This window comes from Streptodolium elevatio (assembly GCF_053592165.1).
Genome location: NZ_JBSFVE010000010.1, coordinates 239,620 through 259,434, shown reverse-complemented (window position 1 = coordinate 259,434; position 19,815 = coordinate 239,620). Strand labels below are relative to the sequence as shown.

Below are 19,815 nucleotides of genomic sequence, written 5' to 3'. Positions count from 1 at the left end.
CAGCGGACTGCTCAGCGCTGACGCGGGTCCTCGGCCGGGGTGCCGGAATCGGCCTGGGCCTTCGGGGTCAGGTACGCGATCGTCCACGCCAACTCCGGTGACACCGTGCGCTGGACGACGATGCGCTGCCCGCTCACCAGGATGCGGTCCACCGGGGCGGTCAGGGTGGTCGGTTGCGTGGTGCCGTCCGCAAGGCGGAGGACGCGGGGGCCGCCGGCGCCCGGCAGGTACAGCAGGGTGCCGTCGGTGCCGCCGTCGGCCAGCGTCTTCAGGTCGGGAACAGCGCTGAACCACAAGGGCGTTCCGTCGGCGATGCGGTACGCCGCCACCCCGGCCGCGCCGCCGCGCGTCTCGTGCAGCGCCAGGACACCGCCCGACACGATCGCGTCCTGCGGATCGGAGCCGCCGACCGACCACACCCGGCGGCCGGTCGCGTCGAACGCCGTGACCGCTCCCGGCCCGCCTCCCGCGGGGCGCGTGGCGACGAGGACCTGGCCGTCGGCGACCGAGCGGAAGGCCGCCTCGCCGCCGGCCGGGACCTCGGCCCGCCAGACCGGCGTCGCCGCACCCGGCCTGAATGCGGCGACCGCACCCGGCGCGGCCACGTACACGAGCTTGCCGTCGGAGGCGACGTCGGTCCAGGTGCCCTCGACGGTCCACCTGCGGGTCACCTTGCCGGTCACGACGTCCTGCGTCGCGATGGCGGAAATGCCGGCCTTGGCGCCCTTCGCCTGGCCGACCATCATGACCGTACGGCCGTTTCCGGTGGTGCCGGTGGCCCACCCGGTGTCCTGGTCCGGGCGGTCGCCGGTCGGACCGAGCGGCACTTCGGCGCACCACTGGAGGTAGCCGGAGCGGGCGTCGGCGCCCATCACGCGCGTGGAGCCGTCCGACTGCGGGACGAAGGTGAGCGCCCGCAGGTTCTTCATGAAGAAGTCCGCCGGCTCGACGGCCGAACGCATCCAGTGGCGCTTGCCGTTGCGTCCCTCGTACATCGCCAGGTCGCCGGGGTCGGCGCCGCCGCGCGCGGCCAGCAGGCCGAGTTGGTCGGTGAACGTCGGGTTCGGCCCGGGCGCGGCGATGGTCCACACCGGGCCGCCGAAGGCCGCGTCGCCCTTGAACGCCGCGGCGGCGTCGAAGCCGGGGTCGGCGTTGGCGGCGCGCAGGGCCTCGTCGTCGTACGTGTCGACGAGCCGCACCGTGAAGGCGTCCGGGAAGACCTCGTTGTCGGTCAGCGTGTCGAAGTCCTGCCAGCAGGACGAGACTTCCTCGGCCTGGACGGCCACGACGCCGAGGACCGCAAGCATCGCGGCGGCGATGCCGCCCGCGGCCACCTTGCCCGCGTTCACCTTCACGTGGCTACCCCGAACTCTCGTGGGTGGATCAGCGACCGCCGCCGATGGTGCGGCGGGCGACTCCCGCCCACAGGTCCGGGTCGGTGACCCGTCGGCCGTCCACGAGTGCGCGTACGCCGGGGAACTGCTCGGCGGACAACGTGCGGTACTCCGCGTGGTCGGTCTGCACGATGACCGCGTCGACCGCGTCCCCCGCGTGGTAGGGCGCCAGACCCAGCGCGGTGATCTCGTCGTCCGCGTACATCGGGTCGGACACCAGTGCCTCGGCACCCGCCGCGCGCAGCGCCTCCACGACCGGGAACACCCCGGAGAACGCGGTCTCCTTGACCGCACCCCGGTACGTGACACCCAGCACCGCGACGCGCGCCCCGCGCAGTCCCGTCCCGCCGCCGCCCGACAGCATCCCGTCCAGCAGGCCGACCGCGTAGCCCGGCATGCCGGCGTTGGTGGTGCGGGCCGCCTTGACGATCGTGGCGTCCGGGTCGTTGAACGCGTAGAAGCGCGGGTAGACCGGGATGCAGTGCCCGCCGACCGCGACGCCGGGGCGGTGGATGTGGCTGTAGGGCTGCGAGTTGGACGCCTCGATCACCGCGTAGATGTCGATGCCCACCGAGTCCGCGAAGCGCGCGAACTGGTTCGCCAGCCCGATGTTCACGTCGCGGTACGTCGTCTCCGCGAGCTTGGCGAGCTCCGCCGCCTCGGCACTGCCCATGTCCCACACGCCGTTGCCGCGCGCGAGGTCCGGCCGCTCGTCGAAGTCGAGCACCGCCTCGTAGAACTCGACGGACTTCTTGGCGCTGACCTCGTCGACACCGCCGACCAGCTTCGGGTAGCGGCGCAGGTCGGCGAAGATGCGGCCGGTCAGCACGCGTTCCGGGCTGTGGCACAGGAAGAAGTCGGTGCCGCAGGTCAGGCCGGACGCGGCCTCGAGCTGCGGCAGGAAGCGCTCGCGGGTGGTGTGCACCGGCAGCGTGGTCTCGTACGACACCAGCGTGCCCGGCTTGAGGCCCGCCGCGATCGCCGCCGTGGCGGCGTCCATGGCACGGAAGTCGGGGCGCGCCTCGGCGTCCACGACGACCGGCACGACGACCACGACGTAGTCGCTCGCCGCGACCGCGGCCGTGGTGTCCGTGGTGGCGGTCAGCGCACCGGACTCGACGACCTTGCGCAGCCGCACGTCGAGCTCCGCCTCGCCGGGGAAGGGCTCGACTCCCTTGTTGACCATTTCGACCGTGGCGGCGTTGACGTCGGCGCCGACCACCTCGTGGCCCTTGGCAGCGAACTGCACGGCAAGCGGGAGGCCGATCTTCCCGAGCGCGACGACACAGATCTTCACGATGCGCAAACCTTCGGTCGAGGTGGTCCAGACGGTGATCCGGTGCGGCCAGCGTACCGGCCGCATTTCCCCGGGGTCGAAGCCGCTGGTCGGGGCCGCTCGCGGATGATGCCCCGGCGCGCGGTCGGTGCGGGGCGCGTACGTGGGGCGGGTCGGCTCAGGTGCGGTCGGCCAGCGCGGCGACGACCTTCTCGGCGGCGTGGCCGTCGCCGTAGGGGTGCCCGGTCACCGGCACCGGGGTGTCCCGCAGGACGGTGTCGGCCAGACCGGCGGGGTCGGGGCAGAGCCGGTTCCAACCCCCGTCGAGGGTCTCCGGCCACTCCGTCTCGGTACGCAGCGTCGTGCACGGGCGGCGCAGCAGGAAGACCTCCTTCTGCAGCCCCCCGGAATCGGTCACCACGCCGCGCGAGCCGAGCACCGCGCGGACCATCTGCGGGTACGGCAGCGGCCGCGTGACCCGCAGCGAGCCCTGCCGCAGCGGGATCCCGGCGGCGGCGGCCTTGTCGCGCAGGCGCGGGTGCGCCAGCAGCAGCACGGGCAGCGGAAGGGCCGCCAGCCCTTCGACGATGGTGCGCAGCCGATCCGGGTCGTCGGTGTTCTCGGCGCGGTGCACGGTCGCCACGAGGTAGCCGCGGCCGCCGAGTTCGTCGGCGAGGCCGCGGTCCTGCCACAGGTCCGGTGCGCCCGCGCCACCCACGGTCCCGGCCGGCGCCGCGGCGCGCGGCTCGTCCTCGCCCGGCAGTTCGAGCGGCTTGCCGTCCACCGCGTCGCGCACCCGCAGCAGGATGTCGGTCATCACGTCGCCCACCATCACGGTGCGCTCGGCGAGGCCCTCGCCCGCGAGGTTGCGCACCGCGAGGTCCGTGGGGGCCAGGAGCAGGTCCGCGGCGTGGTCGGTGAGCACGCGGTTGTGCTCCTCGGGCATCCGGCGGTTGTGCGAGCGCAGGCCCGCCTCCAGGTGCGCGAGCGGCAGGTGCAGTTTCACGGCGGACACCGCGGCGGCCAGAGTGGAGTTGGTGTCGCCGTACACGAGCACCCAGTCCGGGCGTTCCCCGCCGAACAGCGTGTCGCCGAGCAGCACGTCGTCCAGCGCCGCGAGCATCGCGCCGGTCTGCGCGCCGTGCCCGCCGGAGCCGATGCCGAGGTGCACGTCCGGCTTGGGGATGCGCAGGTCGGCGAAGAAGACGTCGGAGAGGTCGGCGTCGTAGTGCTGGCCGGTGTGCACGATGCGGTGCTCGTGGCCGGTGCCGCGGAACGCCTCGGCCACCGCGGCCAGCTTGACGAATTGGGGGCGGGCGCCGACGACGCTGATGACCTTCACGGAGCCAGCGTACGACGCCGGTTCGGTGCTCCCGGACCACGGCGGAGTGCGGGTACGCTCCGCAGTCGTTTCGGCACGCGGCGCACGCAACGCGTGCACCGGAAACACCATCGGCGGCCGCGGTGATCCGCGGCCGCCGATGTGTCGTGCTTCCCGGGTCAGGACTCCACGGAGACCGTGACGCCCTCGGACGCGGAGTCGAGCATCGCCTGCGCGACGACGACGTTGACCAGGCCCTGGCGCATCGTGACGATGTCCGAGTCCTTGCCGAGGACCGCGTCGCGGAACGCCTCGTGCTCGGTCTGCAGCGGCTCGGGCTTGGAGATCGCGTACCGGATCATGTCGCCCTCGGACACGCCGCGGAAGTTCGACAGCGCCTCCCACTGCGTCATCATCTCGGCGTTGTTGTGGAACGTCAGGTCGACGTTCAGCGTGTCCGCGATCAGGCAGCCGCGCTCGCCGGTCACTATCGTGACCCGCTCCTTCATCGGCGACAGCCAGTTCACCAGGTGGTTGGTGACGGTGCCGTCGGCGAGCTGGCCGACGACGGCCACCAGGTCCTCGAAGTCGCGACCGCTCTTGTACGCCGTGCGCGCGGACACCGAGCGGTACGCCTGCCCGGTCACCCACGCGGTCAGGTCGATGTCGTGCGTCGCGAGGTCCTTGACCACGCCGACGTCCGAGATGCGGTTCGGGAACGGCCCCTGGCGGCGCGTGACCACCTGGTAGACGCTGCCCAGCTGGCCGTCCTCCAGGCGCGCCCGCAGCTGCTGCAGTGCCGGGTTGTAGCGCTCGATGTGGCCGACCGCGCCGACCAGGCCGGCAGCCTCGAAGGCCTCGGCGACCTTGCGCGACGACGCGACGTCCTGCGCGAGCGGCTTCTCGACCAGCGCGTGCACGCCGGCGTTCGCGAGGGTCAGCCCGAGCTTCTCGTGGAACGCCGTCGGGGCGGCGACCACGCAGTAGTCGATGCCCAGGTCGATCAGCTGCTCGACGGTGTCGAAGCGCGGTACGCCCTGCGCCGCGCTGTGCGGGTCGCCCATCGGGTCCGCGGCACCGACGAGTTCGACGCCCGCCAGGCGGCGCAGGACCCGGGCGTGGTGGCGACCCATCATGCCGAGCCCGATCAGGCCGGCGCGGAGCGGTGCCGTCTCAGGACTCATGCCGTTTCCTCACTGCTCTGACCGGTGGTCCGGCTGTGCCCGCTCACTGTCCGACCACCGCTTCGACGACGGTCTTGAGGTCGCCCTCGGACAGCGACGGGTGCACCGGCAGCGACAGGACCTCGCGGGCCGCCCGCTCGGTCTCCGGCAGGTCCAGCGTCAGGCCGAAGGACGGGAGGCGGTGGATCGGCACCGGGTAGTAGACGCCGCTGCCGACGCCGCGCTCGGTGAGGCGCGCCGCGAACGCGTCGCGGCCGCCGGGGAACGCCTCGTCGGACACCCGGACGGTGTACTGGTGGTAGACGTGCGTGGCACCGGCCGCGACCGCCGGGGTGACGATGCCCGACCCGGCGATGCCGGCGTCGAGGTACGCGGCGTTGGCGCGGCGCTGCTCGGTCCAGCCGGCGAGGCGGCCGAGCTGGACGCGGCCGATCGCCGCGTGCAGGTCGGTCATCCGCATGTTGAAGCCGACGACCTCGTTCTCGTACCGCTTCTCCATGCCCTGGTTGCGCAGCAGGCGCAGCTTGCGGGCGATCTCCGGGTCGTCGGTGACGACCATGCCGCCTTCACCGGAGGTCATGTTCTTGGTGGGGTACAGGCTGAAGACCGCGGTCTTGCCGAAGGCGCCCACGGGGGTGCCGTGCAGTGCGGCGGCGTGCGCCTGGCAGGCGTCCTCGATGATCGCGAGGCCGTGGCGCTCGGCGATCTCGCCCAGGCGCACCATGTCGGCGGGGTGGCCGTACAGGTGGACCGGCATGATCGCGGCGGTGCGCGACGTGATCGCGGCCTCGACGGCGGCCGGGTCGATGCAGAAGTGGTCCGGCTCGACGTCCACGAAGACCGGGGTCGCGCCGACCAGCGCGACGACGTTGGCGGTCGCCGCGAAGCTGAACGACGGCACGATCACCTCGTCGCCCGGGCCGACGCCCATGGCGATCAGGGCCAGGTGCAGGCCGGAGGTTCCGGAGTTGACCGCGACCGAGGTACGGCCGGCGACGATCTGCGCGAACTCCTGCTCGAACGCCGCGACCTCGGGACCCTGGGCGACCATGCCGCTGCGCAGCACCCGGTCGACCGCCTCACGCTCCTCCGCGCCGAAGAACGGCGCCGCGGCGGGGATGGTTCCGGCCATCAGGGGGTTACCTCCGAAAGGGTTTCGTCGATCTCGATATAGCGCGCACCGGTTTCCGGGCACACCCAACGCCGCGCGACCGGGGTCTGGCCGCCGCGGTGCTCCCCCGTTTGCTGTTCGACCTGCTGCTCCGCCTCGGCCTGCTCCTCGACCAGCGGGAGCCCGGCCTTGCCCACCCACTTCACGCGCTTCGCCGGCACCCCGGCGACCAGCGCGTAGTCCGGTACGTCGCGTGTCACCACGGCGCCCGCGGCGACCAGCGCCCAGCGCCCGACGGTGACGCCGGCGACGAGCACGGCGCGCGCGCCGATCGCGGCGCCGGTCCGCACGGTGACGCCCTTGGCGTCCCAGTCACCCCCGCGCTTGAGGGTTCCCTCCGGGTTGACCGAGCGAGGATACACGTCGTTGGTCAGCACGGCGGCGGGGCCGATGAAGACCCCGTCCTCGAGCCGGGCGGGCTCGTAGACGAGCGCGTAGTTCTGCAGCTTCACGTTGTCGCCGAGCTGCACGTCGGGACCGACGTACGCGCCGCGGCCGATGATGCAGCCCGAGCCGAGCACGGCACCCTCACGCACCTGCGCGAGGTGCCAGATGATCGTCCCGGCACCGATCTTGGCCCGGTCGTCGACATCGGCGCTCGGCATGACGCTTGCAGCGGAAGGGTCGGTGCCCGTGGACTCCACTCAGCGCTCCTCAGTCTCGTCAGGGTCAGCGCTCGGCGGCACGGACAAGATCACTTATGGTGCGGGCGAGTTCGTCGGAGGGTGACACCCCGGCGAGATGGCGAGCGGTCCACTCGAGTGCGGCCTCGCGCATCACGCAAAGCTCCTCGGGGTGGTCGGCCCAGTCGCGCAGGACCCGCCCCGCGTCCTCGGCGTCGCGGACAACCCGACCCGCCCCGGACTCGCCCACGATCCTAGCCATACGCGGGAGGGGGGTCGCCACCACGGCGAGTCCGCTTCCCAGGTATTCGTACAGCTTTGTGGGGACCGCCTCGCGGAATGCGGGCGTGTCGTCGAGCAGTGCGAATCCCACCCACGCGCCGCGGGCGAACCGCCACGCCGCCTCCGGCGACAGCCGGCCGTGCAGCCGGACCCGCTTGGCGGCCGGCGAGGACCGGCGCCACTCCTCCAGCCACACCTTGTCGGTGCCGGCGACCGGGCCGACTATGTCGAGCTCCCACGGGTCCGCGGCCTCGACAGCGGCGAGCATCGTGGCCAGCCCGCGCGAGCGGCGCACGTCGCCGATGTACAGGGCGCGGGGGGTGGGGTCGAGTTCCCCGGGCTCCGGCAGGTAGCCCATGTCGGGGAGGTTCTTGACCACCAGGCGGCTGCGCGCGGCGAGCGGCGGTACGTGGTCGTCGGCCACCACGGTGAGGTCGGCGCGGCCGGTGACGGCCGTGCACAGGCGGACCAGGGACTCCCCGGCCCGCCCCTTCCAACTGCTGCCCCACGGGCGGTCGCGCAGCAGTTTGAGGTAGTCCTCGTGCACGTCGACCGCGAGTCGGCCGCGGCGCAGCAGCCGGGCGGCGGCGGCGGTCGGGACCAGGTCGGGGTCCAGGGTTATGACGACCTTGCCACGTGCCTTGAAGGGCACGGTCAGGTCGCGGCGGGCCCGGTCGATGGCGCCGCCGCGCGCACCGAGCGAGACGATGCGCGCGCCGAGCGGTCCGCCGGCCGGGTCGCCGAGGGCGATGACCTCGACGGTCAGGCCCGCCCGGATGAGGGCCGCCGCGGTGCGGTGCAGTCGCGCGTCGGCGACGTCGTGGCCCGAGCTGATGATGCTGACGTCGATCGGGGTGCGGTCACCCGGCGTGCGGCCGGCCGCACTGCTGGTCTCGCTGGTGGCGTCGGTCATGGCCTCTGGATCAGACGTCTTCCATCGCGAACGCCTCTTCGCCGACCTCGAGGAAGCGCATGTACTCCCCGATGATCGTCTCCGGGTCGCCCTGGTCCATCAGCTTCCCCTTGTGCAACCAGAGGCAGTGGTTCGCCATCTCGCGCACCGATGCCATGCCGTGGCTGACAAGGATGATCGTCCTTGCCGCCCGGCACAGTTCGTCCATCTTGGCGGCGGCCTTGCGCTTGAACCGCGCGTCGCCCGCCGAGAGTGCCTCGTCGACGAGCAGGATGTCCGGGTCCATGTGCACGCCGACGGAGAACGCCAGGCGCTGGTACATACCGGACGAGTAGGACTTCATGGGCATGTCCATGAACTCGCCCAGTTCCGCGAAGTCCGCGATCTCCTCGTACTTGGCCTGCACGTCCGCCTCGCTCTTGCCCTGCGCGAGACCGCCGAGGATGACGTTCTCGCGCCCGGTGAGCTGGCTGTTGAAGCCGACACCCAGCGCGAGCAGGGTGCTGACCCGGCCGTGCACCTCGATGCGGCCCCGGGTGGGCGGCAGGATGCCGGCGATGGCGCGCAGCATGGTCGACTTGCCGGCGCCGTTGGCACCGACCACGCCGAGCACCGTGCCGTGGTTGATGCTCCACGAGACGTCCTTGACCGCCTCGATCTCCTTGATCATCCGCTCGCGACGGCCCACGCGCTTGATCGCGCTCTTGAGCGTCGGCACCTTCTCGACCGAGGTGCGGTAGGTGATCGCCAGGTTCTCGACCTTGACCGCGAGCGGCTGGTCGCGCGGGTCGGGACGGGCGGGACCGGCGGCCTCGCCCGGGGCGGCGGCGTCGGACACGGCGGGCTCCAGGACCTCGGGGTCAGATGCGGTAGGCAAATTCACGCTCCCGGGACAGGAAGAACCAGGCTCCACCGAACAGGGCCACGACCGCCCAGGCCGTGCCGTACAACATGAGCATCCCGTCGGGCGCCCGGTTCTCCAGGATGACCTGGTTCCAGGAACCGATGATCGGGTACAGCGGGTTGACCTTGAAGATCCACAGCAGCCACTCGTTGCCCGCGAGCTTCTCCCTGGCCTGCTCGACGGTGAACAGCACCGGCGACAGGTAGATCCAGATCCGCAGCGCGTACGGCAGGAGGCTCGCGGTGTCGCGGAAGTAGACCGCCATCGCCGCGAAGAACAGGCCGCAGCCGAAACTGAACACGGTCTGGATCACGAAAATGGGGATCAGCCAGGTGAACGCGATGCCGACGGAGCGCCCGGCGGCGAAGTGCGCGATGGCGTACACCACGAGCGTCGGCCAGTACATCATGAAGGACGAGAACAGCGAGGAAAGCGGAAGCAACGCCTTCGGAAACGCCATGTTCATGATCATCTTGCCGCCGCCGGTGATCGACGTCGACGACAGCTGCACGATGTTGCGCGTGTAGTAGTACGAGAACAAGCCGCAGAGGATGAGGGTGAAGCCCTTCATCGCCCCGCCCTCGTGCGATCCGGTCAGGACCGTCACGAGCATGAAGTAGACGGCGGCCAGCAGCAGCGGGTTGATCACCAGCCACAGCTGCCCGAACACCGTCTCGTAGTTGCGGCCCTTCAGGGTCGCGTGGGCCATGCGGTACGCAAAGCGTCTCCGCTGCCCCAGGTCGTGCATATACGTCTTGAGCGGAGGCAGGTGAGCGGTGTACGGCTCGTATACGTGCACTGGCACGCTCTCGGCCGCACGGCTCTTCTTCGCCACCTGCGCCTCGGCATCCATGACCGCCACTACCGGCTTCTCCTCGGCTGCGGGGTACACCCCTCGGAACTGACGACCGCGAACCGCTCCGTACGGGTGGATACCGACGATACCGGTGATACCGGTCGGGGGCTGTGGTCGGAGCACACACGGACGTCCCGACGTTCGGACGGCCGCGCGGCGGCGCCGCCGAGGTTACCGGATTCCTTGATCGCCCATCGATCGCGGACCATCCGGATCATGCACACTCCTCAGCGTCACAGTCGTCCCTGGCAGCTCACTTGGTTCCCGGATCACTCCGCTTCGGCGAACGGGCGGTGTCCCGGCAGAGGCTCCGGAGCCCGGCCCGCAAGCGCGCCGTAGAGCGCCACGAGGACACTCGCCTGGCCCTCCCAAGAGTTCTCGGCCAGAAGCGATTCAGTGTACGCCGCGGCGTAGCTCCGCGGGTCCGCCAGGACCTTGCCGGCCGCTTCCGCGAAGGCTTCCGCGTCCCGCTTGCGCAAAGCGGCGTCCGCCACTTCGTCGGTCGTGCGCACCGCGAACACCTCGCCGCACCCGAGTTCGACCGTCTTGTCCGCCATCGCCTCCACATCGGAGACCACGATGGGCAGTTTGGCGTGCATGTACTCGTAATACTTTGTGATCAGTGCGATCTCGTGATTCACGGTGTGCAGGATCGGGATCACGCCGATGGTCGCCGACGAAAGGAACTCCGGGACCTGGTGCGGCGCGACGTACGGAACCGTGTGGATCCGGTCGCCCGCGCCAAGTTCACCCGCACGAGCGACCAACGAACGGACATAGGGGTCTTTCCTGTCACCGCACACGACGGCCACGTGCACACCGTCCAGCAACGGCAGCGCCTCGACCATGATGTCGACGCCACGGGCGGGCGAGATGGCCCCGCTGTAGACCAGCAGCGGCACTTCGTCGGACAGGCCGATGGTCTCCCGTATCCCGGTGACCTTGTCCTGCTCCGCGCCCGGATCGAGGTCCACCATCGGCGCGTTGGCGACGACGGTCGGCCGGGTGCGCAGCGCGTACTTCTCCAGCAGCATGTCGGCGAGCGTCGGCGACACCGTCACGACGGCGTCCGCGCGGCGCACGAACTCCCGTTCCAGGCCCGTGTACGCCAGCTTCCGCTGGGTCGGCATGTGCACGCCCTCGACGTACTCGTGGGCGTCGTACACCACCTTGGGGCGCTTGCCCCCCGCGCGCGCGATGCGGTCGGCGATCCGGACACCGATGCCCGGGGTGTGCATGTCGTGCGCGTGGATCACGTCCGGCCGGAAGTCCTCCACCACGGCGCTCCAGGCGTCCTCCAGGAGCAGCAGGTGACGTGCGGTACGCCGCCAGTCACCGTCGCGGATGTAGACCTTCCAGAGCGTCTCCTTGGCCTTGTCCTTGACCCCGGGACCACCGGTGCCCGGCTCCTTGACGCTCTTCATCAGGCGGCGGCGCGCCTTGTAGTCCATGCGGGTCGCGAAGCTCGCCGCGCGAAGCGCGCCCGCCCTGGCCCGGTCGGCCGGCGCGGTGGCGTGCGCGTACTGCTCGGACTTCAGCTTGAAGCGGTTGGACAGCCCGGTCCGCACGACCCGCGCCGCACCGATGTGCGTCGTCCTGGTCGGCACCGCGGGCGCGTTCGCGTCGTAGCCGAGCAGCAGGACGTCGAAGCCCGCCTCGGCCGCCGAGTACGCGACCTTCTGCACGCGGGAGTCCCGCGTGATGTCGTTGGCCACCAGCATGGCCACGCGAGGCCGTGTCACGGTGTGACCCCCAGGAACTCGGCGAGGACGCGCGCGCTGCGGGTGCCGTCGTGGTTGTCGCGGACATAAGCCGGTCCCCGCGCCGCCAGTTTCCCGGCCTCGTCGCGCTCCGCGAGGATGCGTTCCAGCTCGCTTCCCAGCGTATCCGGGTCGGCGTTGACCATGGGGACGTCGTCGGGCAGGTGTTCGGTGACCGACTCGTGCAGGTAGCAGACGGTGACGCGGCCGGCCGCCATCGCCTGTACGGACATGACGCCGTACGAGCCGAACACGAACTGGTCGAGCACGATGTCCGCGTCGGCCAGCAGCGCGGGCATCTCCGACGCCCGCACGCCCTTGATCCGGCGGTACTCGATCAGCCCCGCGTCGTGCATCTCCTCGACGACCGGCTCGATCAGCCCGGTGCCCTTGGTGAACGGGCTGGACGGGGCGTGCACCACCACGGGCCGCTCCCGGCGGAGCGGCTTCTTGTCGGTGGCCCACACCTGCGGGTCCACGACGACCGGCAGCCAGGCCGCGTCCGGGACGTCGTGCAGCAGGTCGGGCGTCGACACGAACTTCGGTACGTCCATGGCCCGGACGACCGGCCCCAACCGGTCCACCTTGCTCTGCAGCGCACGTGTGAGCTCGTGGTCGGGGTCGAACGGCGAGAACGGCACCCGGGCGCGCTGCGCGGCCGGGTCGCGGATCTCCGAGCCGTGGAACGCGAGCCCCACCGCCACCCCGGCGGCGGCCAGTTCGGCGAGGTCGAAGTTCGCCCACGGGCCGTTGAGCCTGCCGAACGGCGGCATCGCGCACTCCGCCAGCACGTGCGAGTAGTTGTCGAGGACGTAGGCCAGCTGCCCCAACTGCCAGGTGCGCGACAGCCAGTCGTCCGTCGAGATGGTGCGGTCCGCAGCGAACCCGAAGGTGTTGCCGGAGCTGAGGGTGAACGTCTCCGCACGCACTCCCGGCAGCCGGCGCTCCACGGCGCGCGCCCACTCGTAGCCCTGCCCGGCCATGTTGGTGGGCCCGACGCCCAACACCACGCCCTCGGGTACGGCGCCCTTGGCGTCGACGGTCGCGGCCTGCCCGACAGGCGCCTGCGCGACCGGTGCGAACGCCTCGGCGTACGGCCGGAACGCCGCCTCGCACCGCTCCCCCCACCGCGCGTCCGCGGCCGCGGCCTGCCACACCCGGTCGCGCACCGCGGCGAGTTTGCGGCGGGCCAGCTTGCGGCGCAGTCCCGTCACCAGGCCCGAGCCGGCCAGCGCCGCGACGTTCGAGCGGGCCACCGAGATCTGGGCGGCCGCATCGGCATCCACCGGCACATTGAGCACACGCAGCACGCCCGTGTCCGACACGGCGGCCGTCGTGGACACCTCGGCGGCCTCGGCGGGCGCCGCGAGCAGCACGTAGTTGCCGGCGTCGGCGAGCGCGCGCCCTGCCGAGATCTCCGGCCCGGCCTTGCCCACCGGGGCATCCGCCGTCAGGACGACGCGCGGCAGCGCACGCCGCGCGTTCTCCGGCACCGCCTCGGCCGTCTCGCCCGCGTCGCCCGCGTCAGCCCCGCCCTCGGTCACGACGGATTCCGTTTCGGCCATCAGGTCTCTCCCTGGGGTGGTGCATGCCTGGCGAGAAAGGAAGCGAGTGCCGCCGCGGACCGGCGGCCGTCATGGTGGGCCGCCGCGAACGCGGGCCCGCGGGCCGCGACTTCGCGGGCCGCGTCGCGCTCGTCGAGCAGCCCGGTCAGCACGGTGCGCAGCGTCTGCGGGGTCGCCTCGACCTGCGGCACTCCGCCGGTGAAGCGCTCGCGGACGCTGGGCGCCGCGTGTCCGACGACGACGCGCCCGGCGGCCATCGCCTGGGCGGCGAGGACGCCGACGTTCCCGATCGCAAGTTGGTCGATCACGATGTCGGCGTCCGCCACGAGCGCGGGCATATCGGTCGGCGGGACCCCTTCGACGCGGCGGTACTCGACCAGGCCGCGCGCGGCGAGGTCGCCGACGACGGCGTCCACGACCGGGGAGCTCTTCAGCGTGCCGCGCGAAGGGGCGTGCAGCACAACGGGCTTGTCGCGGCGCAGCGGTTCGTCGCCGGGGCGCCACGCGGCCAGGTCGACCACGACGGGCAGCCACACCGCGTGCGGCCACCGTTCGACGACGAAGTCGAGCAGGTCGGGGGTCGAGACGAAGACCGGTCCGTCCCAGTCGGCCACATCGCGCATGCGCGCGTCGTAACGCGGCTGAAGGTCCTGCGACACCTGGCTGTTCGGATCGGCGAAGGGCGACTCGGCGTAGAGTTCGCGGTGCCGGCGCGGGTCGCGCACATCGGATCCGTGGAACACCAGCCCCACGGCGATCCCCGCGTCGCGCAGCACGTCGGCGTCCCCGGAGAAACGCCCCGACCGCGCGGCCTTGCCGGTCAACGGCAGTCCCGATTCGAGCAGTACGTGCGTTGCCGTACGCACGGCGTGCCGCCGCAACGCGAGGTGCACGTCCACCGACTCCCAGCCCGCGGTGGTGAGGTAACGGTCGGCGGGGAACCGCAGCGGGCCCTCGCGCCGCAACGCGAAGACCTCGGCCGGTACGCCGAGATGCCGCTCCGCGGCCTGCCCCCAGGCCCATCCCTGGCCGGCCATGTTGGCGGGCCCGATCATCAGGGACACCGAGCCGGGCGGGGAACCCGCCGCCACGGACCGCGGCTGCGAACCGAAGGACACGGTGACCGCCTGCGCAACCGATTCCGCGTCCGCCGAGACTGCGGACGTCGGTGACCCGGCCCCGGATGCACCGGCCCCCTGGGTCGACGCGGCGGGACTGCCTGCTGCCCCGCGAGTGCCCGGCGTCGGCGTCGGGGGCGTCGAGTGCACGCGGTTCGCCCGTGGTGTGCAGAGGCGTTCGAGGCTGCGCAGCGCGCGGCGCGCCTCCTGGGTCTCCGGAAGACCCGTCGGATCGGCGCCAGGGCGGTGGTACTCGACGACCAGCTTGCGTCCGGACTTCTTCGCCCGGGCGGCCGCGTGCGAGGCGATCAGGAGCGCCACGGGGTCGCAGGCGTGCACCACTTCGGGAGCCAGCGCGTCGAGCACGGGCGCGAGCGCGACCTCGGTGTCGACCGCCTCGGGAAGTGCGGCGCGCCAGCCGACCGAGGGCAGGTCCGGCAGTCGCTCGAACAACGAACTGCTCTTGCGGCCCAGGAACTCCGCGTACGTGCGGGCCGCACGGGCCACGGACTCGTCCGTCCCGCGCCTGCGGTCGCGGCCCGCGGCGACGGTGCGCGGCGCCGGGACGAGGAGCACTTGGGCGGCGTCGGGGGCCTGCGGCGGGCGGCGGGTGCTGTCGCCCGGGCCGTCGGGGTCCGGGGCCAGGACGACGGTGTCATGGCCCTCGGCGCGCGCCCGGTCGGCGAGTGCGGTGACCACGCCGCGGCGTACCCCGGTCGCGGACGCGACGAGCACCACGCTGCGCGCGGCGGGGGCCGGGATGCCCGCGGCGTCGGTGAGCTCGGCCGGCGGGCGCCCTTCGGCGACGGCCGCCGCCGGTGCCACCGTCGGCGCGTCGGCGGCCAGGTCCGCGAATCCGGCCGCTCCCGCGGCGAGTTCCGCCGCGAGCGTGCCCGACGCGACCGGTTCGGGCACGAGTCCGGTGAGGCGCTCGTACAACGCGGCGACGTTCTCGGTCTGGCGGTCCCAGGAGTGCTCCTCCAGGAGCCCGTCCGCGGCGTACGGCTTGACGTACCGCTCGCGGTCGGCGAGGACCTTGCGGACCGCGGCGGCGAGGCCTTCCGCGTCGCCGGCCTCGAACACCTCGCCGCAGCCCAGTTCGCGCGTGAAGGCCGCCATCGTCTTGACGTCGGAGACGACGATGGGCAGCCCGGCGTGCATGTATTCGTAGTACTTGGTGATCAGCGAGATCTCGTGGTTGGGCAGGTGCCGCAGCGGGATGATGCCGATCGTGGCGGAGGAAAGGTGGTCGACGACCTGCTCGGGGTCGACGTACGGCACGAAGTGGAAGCGGTCGCCCACCCCCAATTCGGCGACGCGCGCCTCCAGCACGGCGAAGTAGGGGCGGCGGTCGCCCGCGACCACGACGACGTGCGCATCGGGCAGGCGCACCAGCGCCTCGGCCAGGGTGTCGACGCCGCGCTCCGGAGCGAGCCAGCCGGAGTAGACCAGCACCGGGACGTCGTCGGGCAGGCCGGCCGCGCCGCGTACGCCCCGCCCGGTGCCGCCCGTGGGCCGGGTCAGGCGCGGCGCGTTGGTGGCGACCGTCGGGCGGTCCCGCAGGTCGTAGCGGTCCCGCAGCATGTCGGCGAGGGTGTCGGAGACGGTCACGACGCCGTCGACGCGGGCGATCAGTTCGCGTTCGAGGCCGACGTACGCGGCCTTCTGCTCCGGATCCGGGTAGCCGGCGCCCGCGATGAACTCCTGCGCGTCGTAGATCATCACGGCCTTGCGGCCCGCGCGGCGCGCCCGTTCGACCGCCCGCGCGCCGACACCGAGCGCGGTGATGTCCTGCGCGTGCACGATGTCGGGTTGCAGCGCATCGATCTCCGGGCCGAACGCGGCCTCGAAGTCCACCAGTTGCGGCTGTGTGGCACGCCAGCCGGAGCCCTCGGCGAGGTAGGAGTAGGCCACCGCACGGGCCTTCGCGCCCGGCCGGGCGACGCGCGCCATACGGGCGGCGTGTCGGCGGGTGGCCTCGCGGCGCACCATGTGGCGGGCCCGCGCTGCGGTCACGCCCGCGCCCTTGAGGGTGTGCCGCACGCGGTCGGCCGGCGTCTCGACGAAGGCCTCTTCGGCGGCCTGTTCGCGCCGCAGGAAGTTGACCGCGACGCGGTCGGCGACCTCGTCCTCGCGGCTCAGGAAGCCGATGCGGCCCAGCACCCCGCGCAGGCGCCGCGACCGGCGGTAGGGGGCCACCACCGCGGGCACCGGGACACGGATGACCGTGGCCGCACCGCGCTCCGGGTCGCCGAGCGTGGTCACCTCCCGGGCCGCGGTACGCGACCGCCCGAGCACCACGACGTCCCAGCCGCGCTCCGCCATCCCCAGCGCGAGCTTCTGGATGCGCGAGTCGCCGGTGATCCAGTTCATGCGCAGCAGTACGAGGCGCGGCGGCGCGCCGGCCGCACGGGGCGCGGGGACGGCGGCCACCGCGGCGGACGGCACGGCTGCGGCTGCGGCTGCGGGCCGGGACGCCGCCATCAGCCCGCCAACCGCTCGTACAGTCCCAGCAGTTCGGGCACCTGGGCCTCCCACGTGTTGCGGGCGAGCAGGTCCCCGTCGTAGGGCTTCACATACTTGTCGCGGTCCGCGAGCACCGCCCGCACTCCGGCCGCGAACGCCTCGCTGTCGCCCGCCGGGAACACCTCGCCGATCCCCTGCTCCCGGGTGAACGCGCCGACCGTGCGCAGGTCGGACACCACCAGCGGCAGGCGGGCGTTGAGGTACTCGTAGTACTTGCTGGGGAGCGAGAGCTCGTAGTTCGGCGAGTGCAGCGACGTCACGACGCCGACGCTGCCGGCCGCGAGATGGCCCACCACCTGGTGCGGTTTGACGTACGGCAGGATGTGCAGCCGGTCGGCCACCCCGAGGTCGCGGGCCTGCCGCTCCAGCGCGTCGACGTACGGGTTGCGTGCGGTGACCATCGCGAGGTGCACGTCCGGCAACGACGGCAGGGCCGCGACGGCGGTCTCCAGCGAGCGTTCGGGCGCGGTCATCCCGGCGTACACCATCAGCGGCACGTCGGGACCGAGCCCGGCGGCGGCACGTACGTCGGGCACCGTGTCCGCGTCGTCCCCCGAGGCCAGCTCGGCGACGGTCGGCGCGTTGCAGACCACGGTCGGCCGCACTTCCAGGCCGTGGTCGGCGGCCAGCAGGTCGGCGATGGCGTCGGAGACGGTGATGACGCCGTCGGCGAGGCGGATGTACTTGCGTTCCTGCGCGGCCATCGCCGGGCGGAACGCGGGGTCGCCCGGCCGCTCCCAGCCCGCGATGTACTCGTGCGCGTCGTAGACGATCTTCACGGGGTGCCCCGTGCCGCGCAGTTTGAGCCCCGCGCGCACCACGAGTCCCACGGTGTCGAAGTCGTGGGCGTGCAGCAGGTCCGGCTTGAGTTCGGCGATCACGGGAGCGAACGCGGTGTCGAAGTCGACCAGTTGGGGCTGCGTGAGCCACGCGCCGCCGTCCCGGCCGAGGCCGACGGCCAGGCGCGTGCGCCCGCCCGGCTTCTTGGCCTTGGCCGCGGACCGTTCGTAGAGCCTGCGCCGGGCCTCGATCCAGTAGCCGCGCGCCCGGTCGGCCGCGGTCAGCCCGGTAAGCCGCAGCTTGGCGGCGAGGTCGTCATCGCCGAGGGCGGCGAGGCGGCGCTCGACCTCCAGGTCGGCGCGCAGGGCGCGGCGCGCGTCGACGCGCATGCGCGCCTGCTCGCCGGAGCGGTAGCCGAGGCGTCCCGCGACCCCGCGCGGCGGGTTGTCCTTGCGGTACGTCTGGGCGGTCATGCGCAGCGGTACGCGGATCACCCGCGCGTCGCCGATCGTGTACTCCTCGCGGGTGTTTCCGCGTGCCCGGCCCAGCAGCACGACGTCCCACCCGGCCTCGGCGACCGACCGCGCGGTCTTCTGCACGCGCGAGTCGCCGTCGACGAAGTTGCTGACGACCATGACCGCGAGCCGCGGCCGCTGCTCTGCTCCCTGCACTGCGGGTCACTCTCTCTCGACTGTGCGGTGGTCAAGGCCGGGTGCGTGGGCCCGGATCACGCGGTCAGTTTGCCACGCCCGGCGATTCCGCTCGGGGACAGCGCGCGGGCCGCGGGGCGCGGCGTCGCCGGGATCAGGACCGCTTGCGCAGCGCGCCCATTTTGACCAGCTTCACCCGGGCGCGCTTGCGGGCCCCGTCCAGGCGCCGCACCAGCAGGTGGACGCGGGGGATGTCCTCGATCCGGTCGCGCACCGAGCGCGGCGGGACCGTCGCGGCGCGGTCGCCCTGGCGGCCCAGCGCCTGGCGCAGCCGCGACAGCTCGGCCTCCAGGGCGGTGATGCGGCCCCGGCCTTCGACTACCGGCCAGTCGGGCCGGTCGGCGACCACCTTGACCGGCGGTTCGCGGTACGCGTCCAGCAACTGCCGTGCCACCGTGCCCAGATCGTGGCGCTTGTGCACCCAGGCCACCGATTCGGCGCGCAGGCGGGCGCGTTCGTCGGGGTCGCCGGCGAGGCGGCGTACGACGTCCCCGAGGTCGGCACCGACCGCCTCGACCACCGGGCAGCCGGGCACCCGGGCGCGGTTGCGCTCGTGCACGTGCGCGATGGCGATCGCGCCGCAGGCCATGCCCTCGACGGACACCATGCCGTGGTCGCCGATGGTCAGGCTGTCGACGATCATGTCGGCGCGCGCGAACTCGGCCTTGACCTGGCTGTGCGACAGCCCGGACAGCGGCCGGTACTCGACGACGCCCTCCTCGTGCAGCGGCGCCAGCGCGGCGTCGACCAGGTGCGAGCCCTTCGTGGCGCGCTTGGAGGGCAGGTGCACGACGACCGGCACGCGCGGTTCGGGCCCGCGCTCGGTGCGCCACGCCTCGGCGTCGATGGCCAGGGGCACCAGTTCGGCGTCCGGCACGTAGTCGAGCAGGCCCGGCGTGGAGACGAACATGCGGTCGCTGTGCCGCCGGGCGATCTCGACCATGGCGTGGATGCGCACCTCGTCGACGACCGCGTCCTTCAGGTACGAGTCGGGCTCCCGTTCCATGTGCACGCTGCGCAGCCGCACGTCGGAGCCGTGCCAGTGCATGAAGACCTTCTTGCCGAGCGAGCGCAGCAGGGGCAGGTCCCACAGGGCGGGCAGGAGCGGCTCGTGGGCGTTGAGGAGCGAGCGGCCGTACTGGAAGTGGAAGACGTCGAAGTTGCGGACCGCGTGGTCGAGGACCTGCCAGCGGTACTCGGGTTCGGCGAGCAGGCGGTCGGCGTCCCACACCCGGTCGGGCACGATGCCGAAGGCCGGCTCGCCGAAGCTCCACACCTCCGCGTGGACGCCGAGCGCGCGCATTCCGCGGGCCCAGGTGCTGGGTTGCCCGGCGATGTCGCGGGGAGCGTAGAGAACCCGGAGTGACGTCATGGCGGCGTGTCTTCCTGCGTTCGCGGACGGGCGGAGTGCGGTGGGCGGGTGGTCCGGCCG

14 protein-coding genes are annotated in these 19,815 nt (G+C 72.5%); all 14 read right to left on the bottom strand.

Features of this window, described 5'->3' with window-relative positions; translation table 11 throughout:
* Positions 1 to 11: 11 nt before the first annotated feature.
* The 14 genes from ACWD12_RS20345 to ACWD12_RS20280 all read right to left on the bottom strand — a co-directional run bounded on the left by ACWD12_RS20345 (position 12) and on the right by ACWD12_RS20280 (position 19,755).
* Entirely contained in the window at positions 12 to 1,349 is a 1,338-nt protein-coding gene (locus ACWD12_RS20345; protein WP_450100664.1) for a hypothetical protein, read from the bottom strand.
* 34 nt (positions 1,350 to 1,383) lie between these two features.
* Positions 1,384 to 2,691: a nucleotide sugar dehydrogenase gene (locus ACWD12_RS20340; RefSeq protein WP_450100663.1), complete on the bottom strand. Its 1,308-nt coding sequence runs from the start codon at positions 2,689 to 2,691 to the stop codon at positions 1,384 to 1,386.
* A gap of 157 nt (positions 2,692 to 2,848) precedes the next feature.
* Complete coding sequence (locus ACWD12_RS20335; protein WP_450100662.1) at positions 2,849 to 4,012, bottom strand: UDP-N-acetyl glucosamine 2-epimerase; 1,164 nt, start codon at positions 4,010 to 4,012, stop codon at positions 2,849 to 2,851.
* Positions 4,013 to 4,170: 158 nt separating this feature from the next.
* Positions 4,171 to 5,175 carry a Gfo/Idh/MocA family protein gene (locus ACWD12_RS20330; RefSeq protein ID WP_450100661.1) on the bottom strand — a complete coding sequence of 335 codons (1,005 nt, stop codon included), beginning with the start codon at positions 5,173 to 5,175 and terminating at the stop codon, positions 4,171 to 4,173.
* Between the two features lie 43 nt (positions 5,176 to 5,218).
* Positions 5,219 to 6,307: a DegT/DnrJ/EryC1/StrS family aminotransferase gene (locus tag ACWD12_RS20325; protein WP_450100660.1), complete on the bottom strand. Its 1,089-nt coding sequence runs from the start codon at positions 6,305 to 6,307 to the stop codon at positions 5,219 to 5,221.
* The gene (locus ACWD12_RS20320) at positions 6,307 to 6,951 is read right to left on the bottom strand and encodes an acyltransferase (protein ID WP_358353346.1); all 645 of its coding nucleotides are present in this window, start codon (positions 6,949 to 6,951) and stop codon (positions 6,307 to 6,309) included. Before ACWD12_RS20320 ends, ACWD12_RS20325 begins: the two co-directional genes overlap by 1 nt.
* Before the next feature lie 64 nt (positions 6,952 to 7,015).
* Positions 7,016 to 8,164 carry a glycosyltransferase gene (locus ACWD12_RS20315; RefSeq protein WP_358353285.1) on the bottom strand — a complete coding sequence of 383 codons (1,149 nt, stop codon included), beginning with the start codon at positions 8,162 to 8,164 and terminating at the stop codon, positions 7,016 to 7,018.
* Between the two features lie 10 nt (positions 8,165 to 8,174).
* Positions 8,175 to 9,041, bottom strand: coding sequence for an ABC transporter ATP-binding protein (locus tag ACWD12_RS20310; protein WP_450100659.1), 867 nt, complete (start codon positions 9,039 to 9,041; stop codon positions 8,175 to 8,177).
* Positions 9,025 to 9,930 carry an ABC transporter permease gene (locus tag ACWD12_RS20305; RefSeq protein ID WP_450100658.1) on the bottom strand — a complete coding sequence of 302 codons (906 nt, stop codon included), beginning with the start codon at positions 9,928 to 9,930 and terminating at the stop codon, positions 9,025 to 9,027. Before ACWD12_RS20305 ends, ACWD12_RS20310 begins: the two co-directional genes overlap by 17 nt.
* A gap of 263 nt (positions 9,931 to 10,193) precedes the next feature.
* A complete protein-coding gene (locus ACWD12_RS20300) occupies positions 10,194 to 11,645 on the bottom strand; it encodes a glycosyltransferase (protein WP_450100703.1) in 1,452 nt (483 codons plus the stop codon).
* 17 nt (positions 11,646 to 11,662) lie between these two features.
* Complete coding sequence (locus ACWD12_RS20295) at positions 11,663 to 13,249, bottom strand: glycosyltransferase (RefSeq protein ID WP_450100657.1); 1,587 nt, start codon at positions 13,247 to 13,249, stop codon at positions 11,663 to 11,665.
* On the bottom strand, positions 13,249 to 16,851 hold the full coding sequence (locus tag ACWD12_RS20290) for a glycosyltransferase (RefSeq protein ID WP_450100656.1): 3,603 nt from the start codon (positions 16,849 to 16,851) through the stop codon (positions 13,249 to 13,251). Before ACWD12_RS20290 ends, ACWD12_RS20295 begins: the two co-directional genes overlap by 1 nt.
* A complete protein-coding gene (locus ACWD12_RS20285) occupies positions 16,851 to 18,344 on the bottom strand; it encodes a glycosyltransferase family 4 protein (protein WP_450100655.1) in 1,494 nt (497 codons plus the stop codon). Before ACWD12_RS20285 ends, ACWD12_RS20290 begins: the two co-directional genes overlap by 1 nt.
* A 133-nt stretch (positions 18,345 to 18,477) precedes the next feature.
* The gene (locus ACWD12_RS20280) at positions 18,478 to 19,755 is read right to left on the bottom strand and encodes a hypothetical protein (RefSeq protein ID WP_450100654.1); all 1,278 of its coding nucleotides are present in this window, start codon (positions 19,753 to 19,755) and stop codon (positions 18,478 to 18,480) included.
* Positions 19,756 to 19,815: the final 60 nt, after the last annotated feature.

Coding starts and splice junctions, on each gene's coding strand:
- ACWD12_RS20330 (WP_450100661.1), bottom strand. CDS start 5,175: ATGAGTCCTGAGACGGCACCGCTCCGCGCCGGCCTGATCGGGCTCGGC.
- ACWD12_RS20325 (WP_450100660.1), bottom strand. CDS start 6,307: ATGGCCGGAACCATCCCCGCCGCGGCGCCGTTCTTCGGCGCGGAGGAG.
- ACWD12_RS20320 (WP_358353346.1), bottom strand. CDS start 6,951: ATGCCGAGCGCCGATGTCGACGACCGGGCCAAGATCGGTGCCGGGACG.
- ACWD12_RS20315 (WP_358353285.1), bottom strand. CDS start 8,164: ATGACCGACGCCACCAGCGAGACCAGCAGTGCGGCCGGCCGCACGCCG.
- ACWD12_RS20300 (WP_450100703.1), bottom strand. CDS start 11,645: ATGCTGGTGGCCAACGACATCACGCGGGACTCCCGCGTGCAGAAGGTC.
- ACWD12_RS20295 (WP_450100657.1), bottom strand. CDS start 13,249: ATGGCCGAAACGGAATCCGTCGTGACCGAGGGCGGGGCTGACGCGGGC.
- ACWD12_RS20290 (WP_450100656.1), bottom strand. CDS start 16,851: ATGGCGGCGTCCCGGCCCGCAGCCGCAGCCGCAGCCGTGCCGTCCGCC.
- ACWD12_RS20280 (WP_450100654.1), bottom strand. CDS start 19,755: ATGACGTCACTCCGGGTTCTCTACGCTCCCCGCGACATCGCCGGGCAA.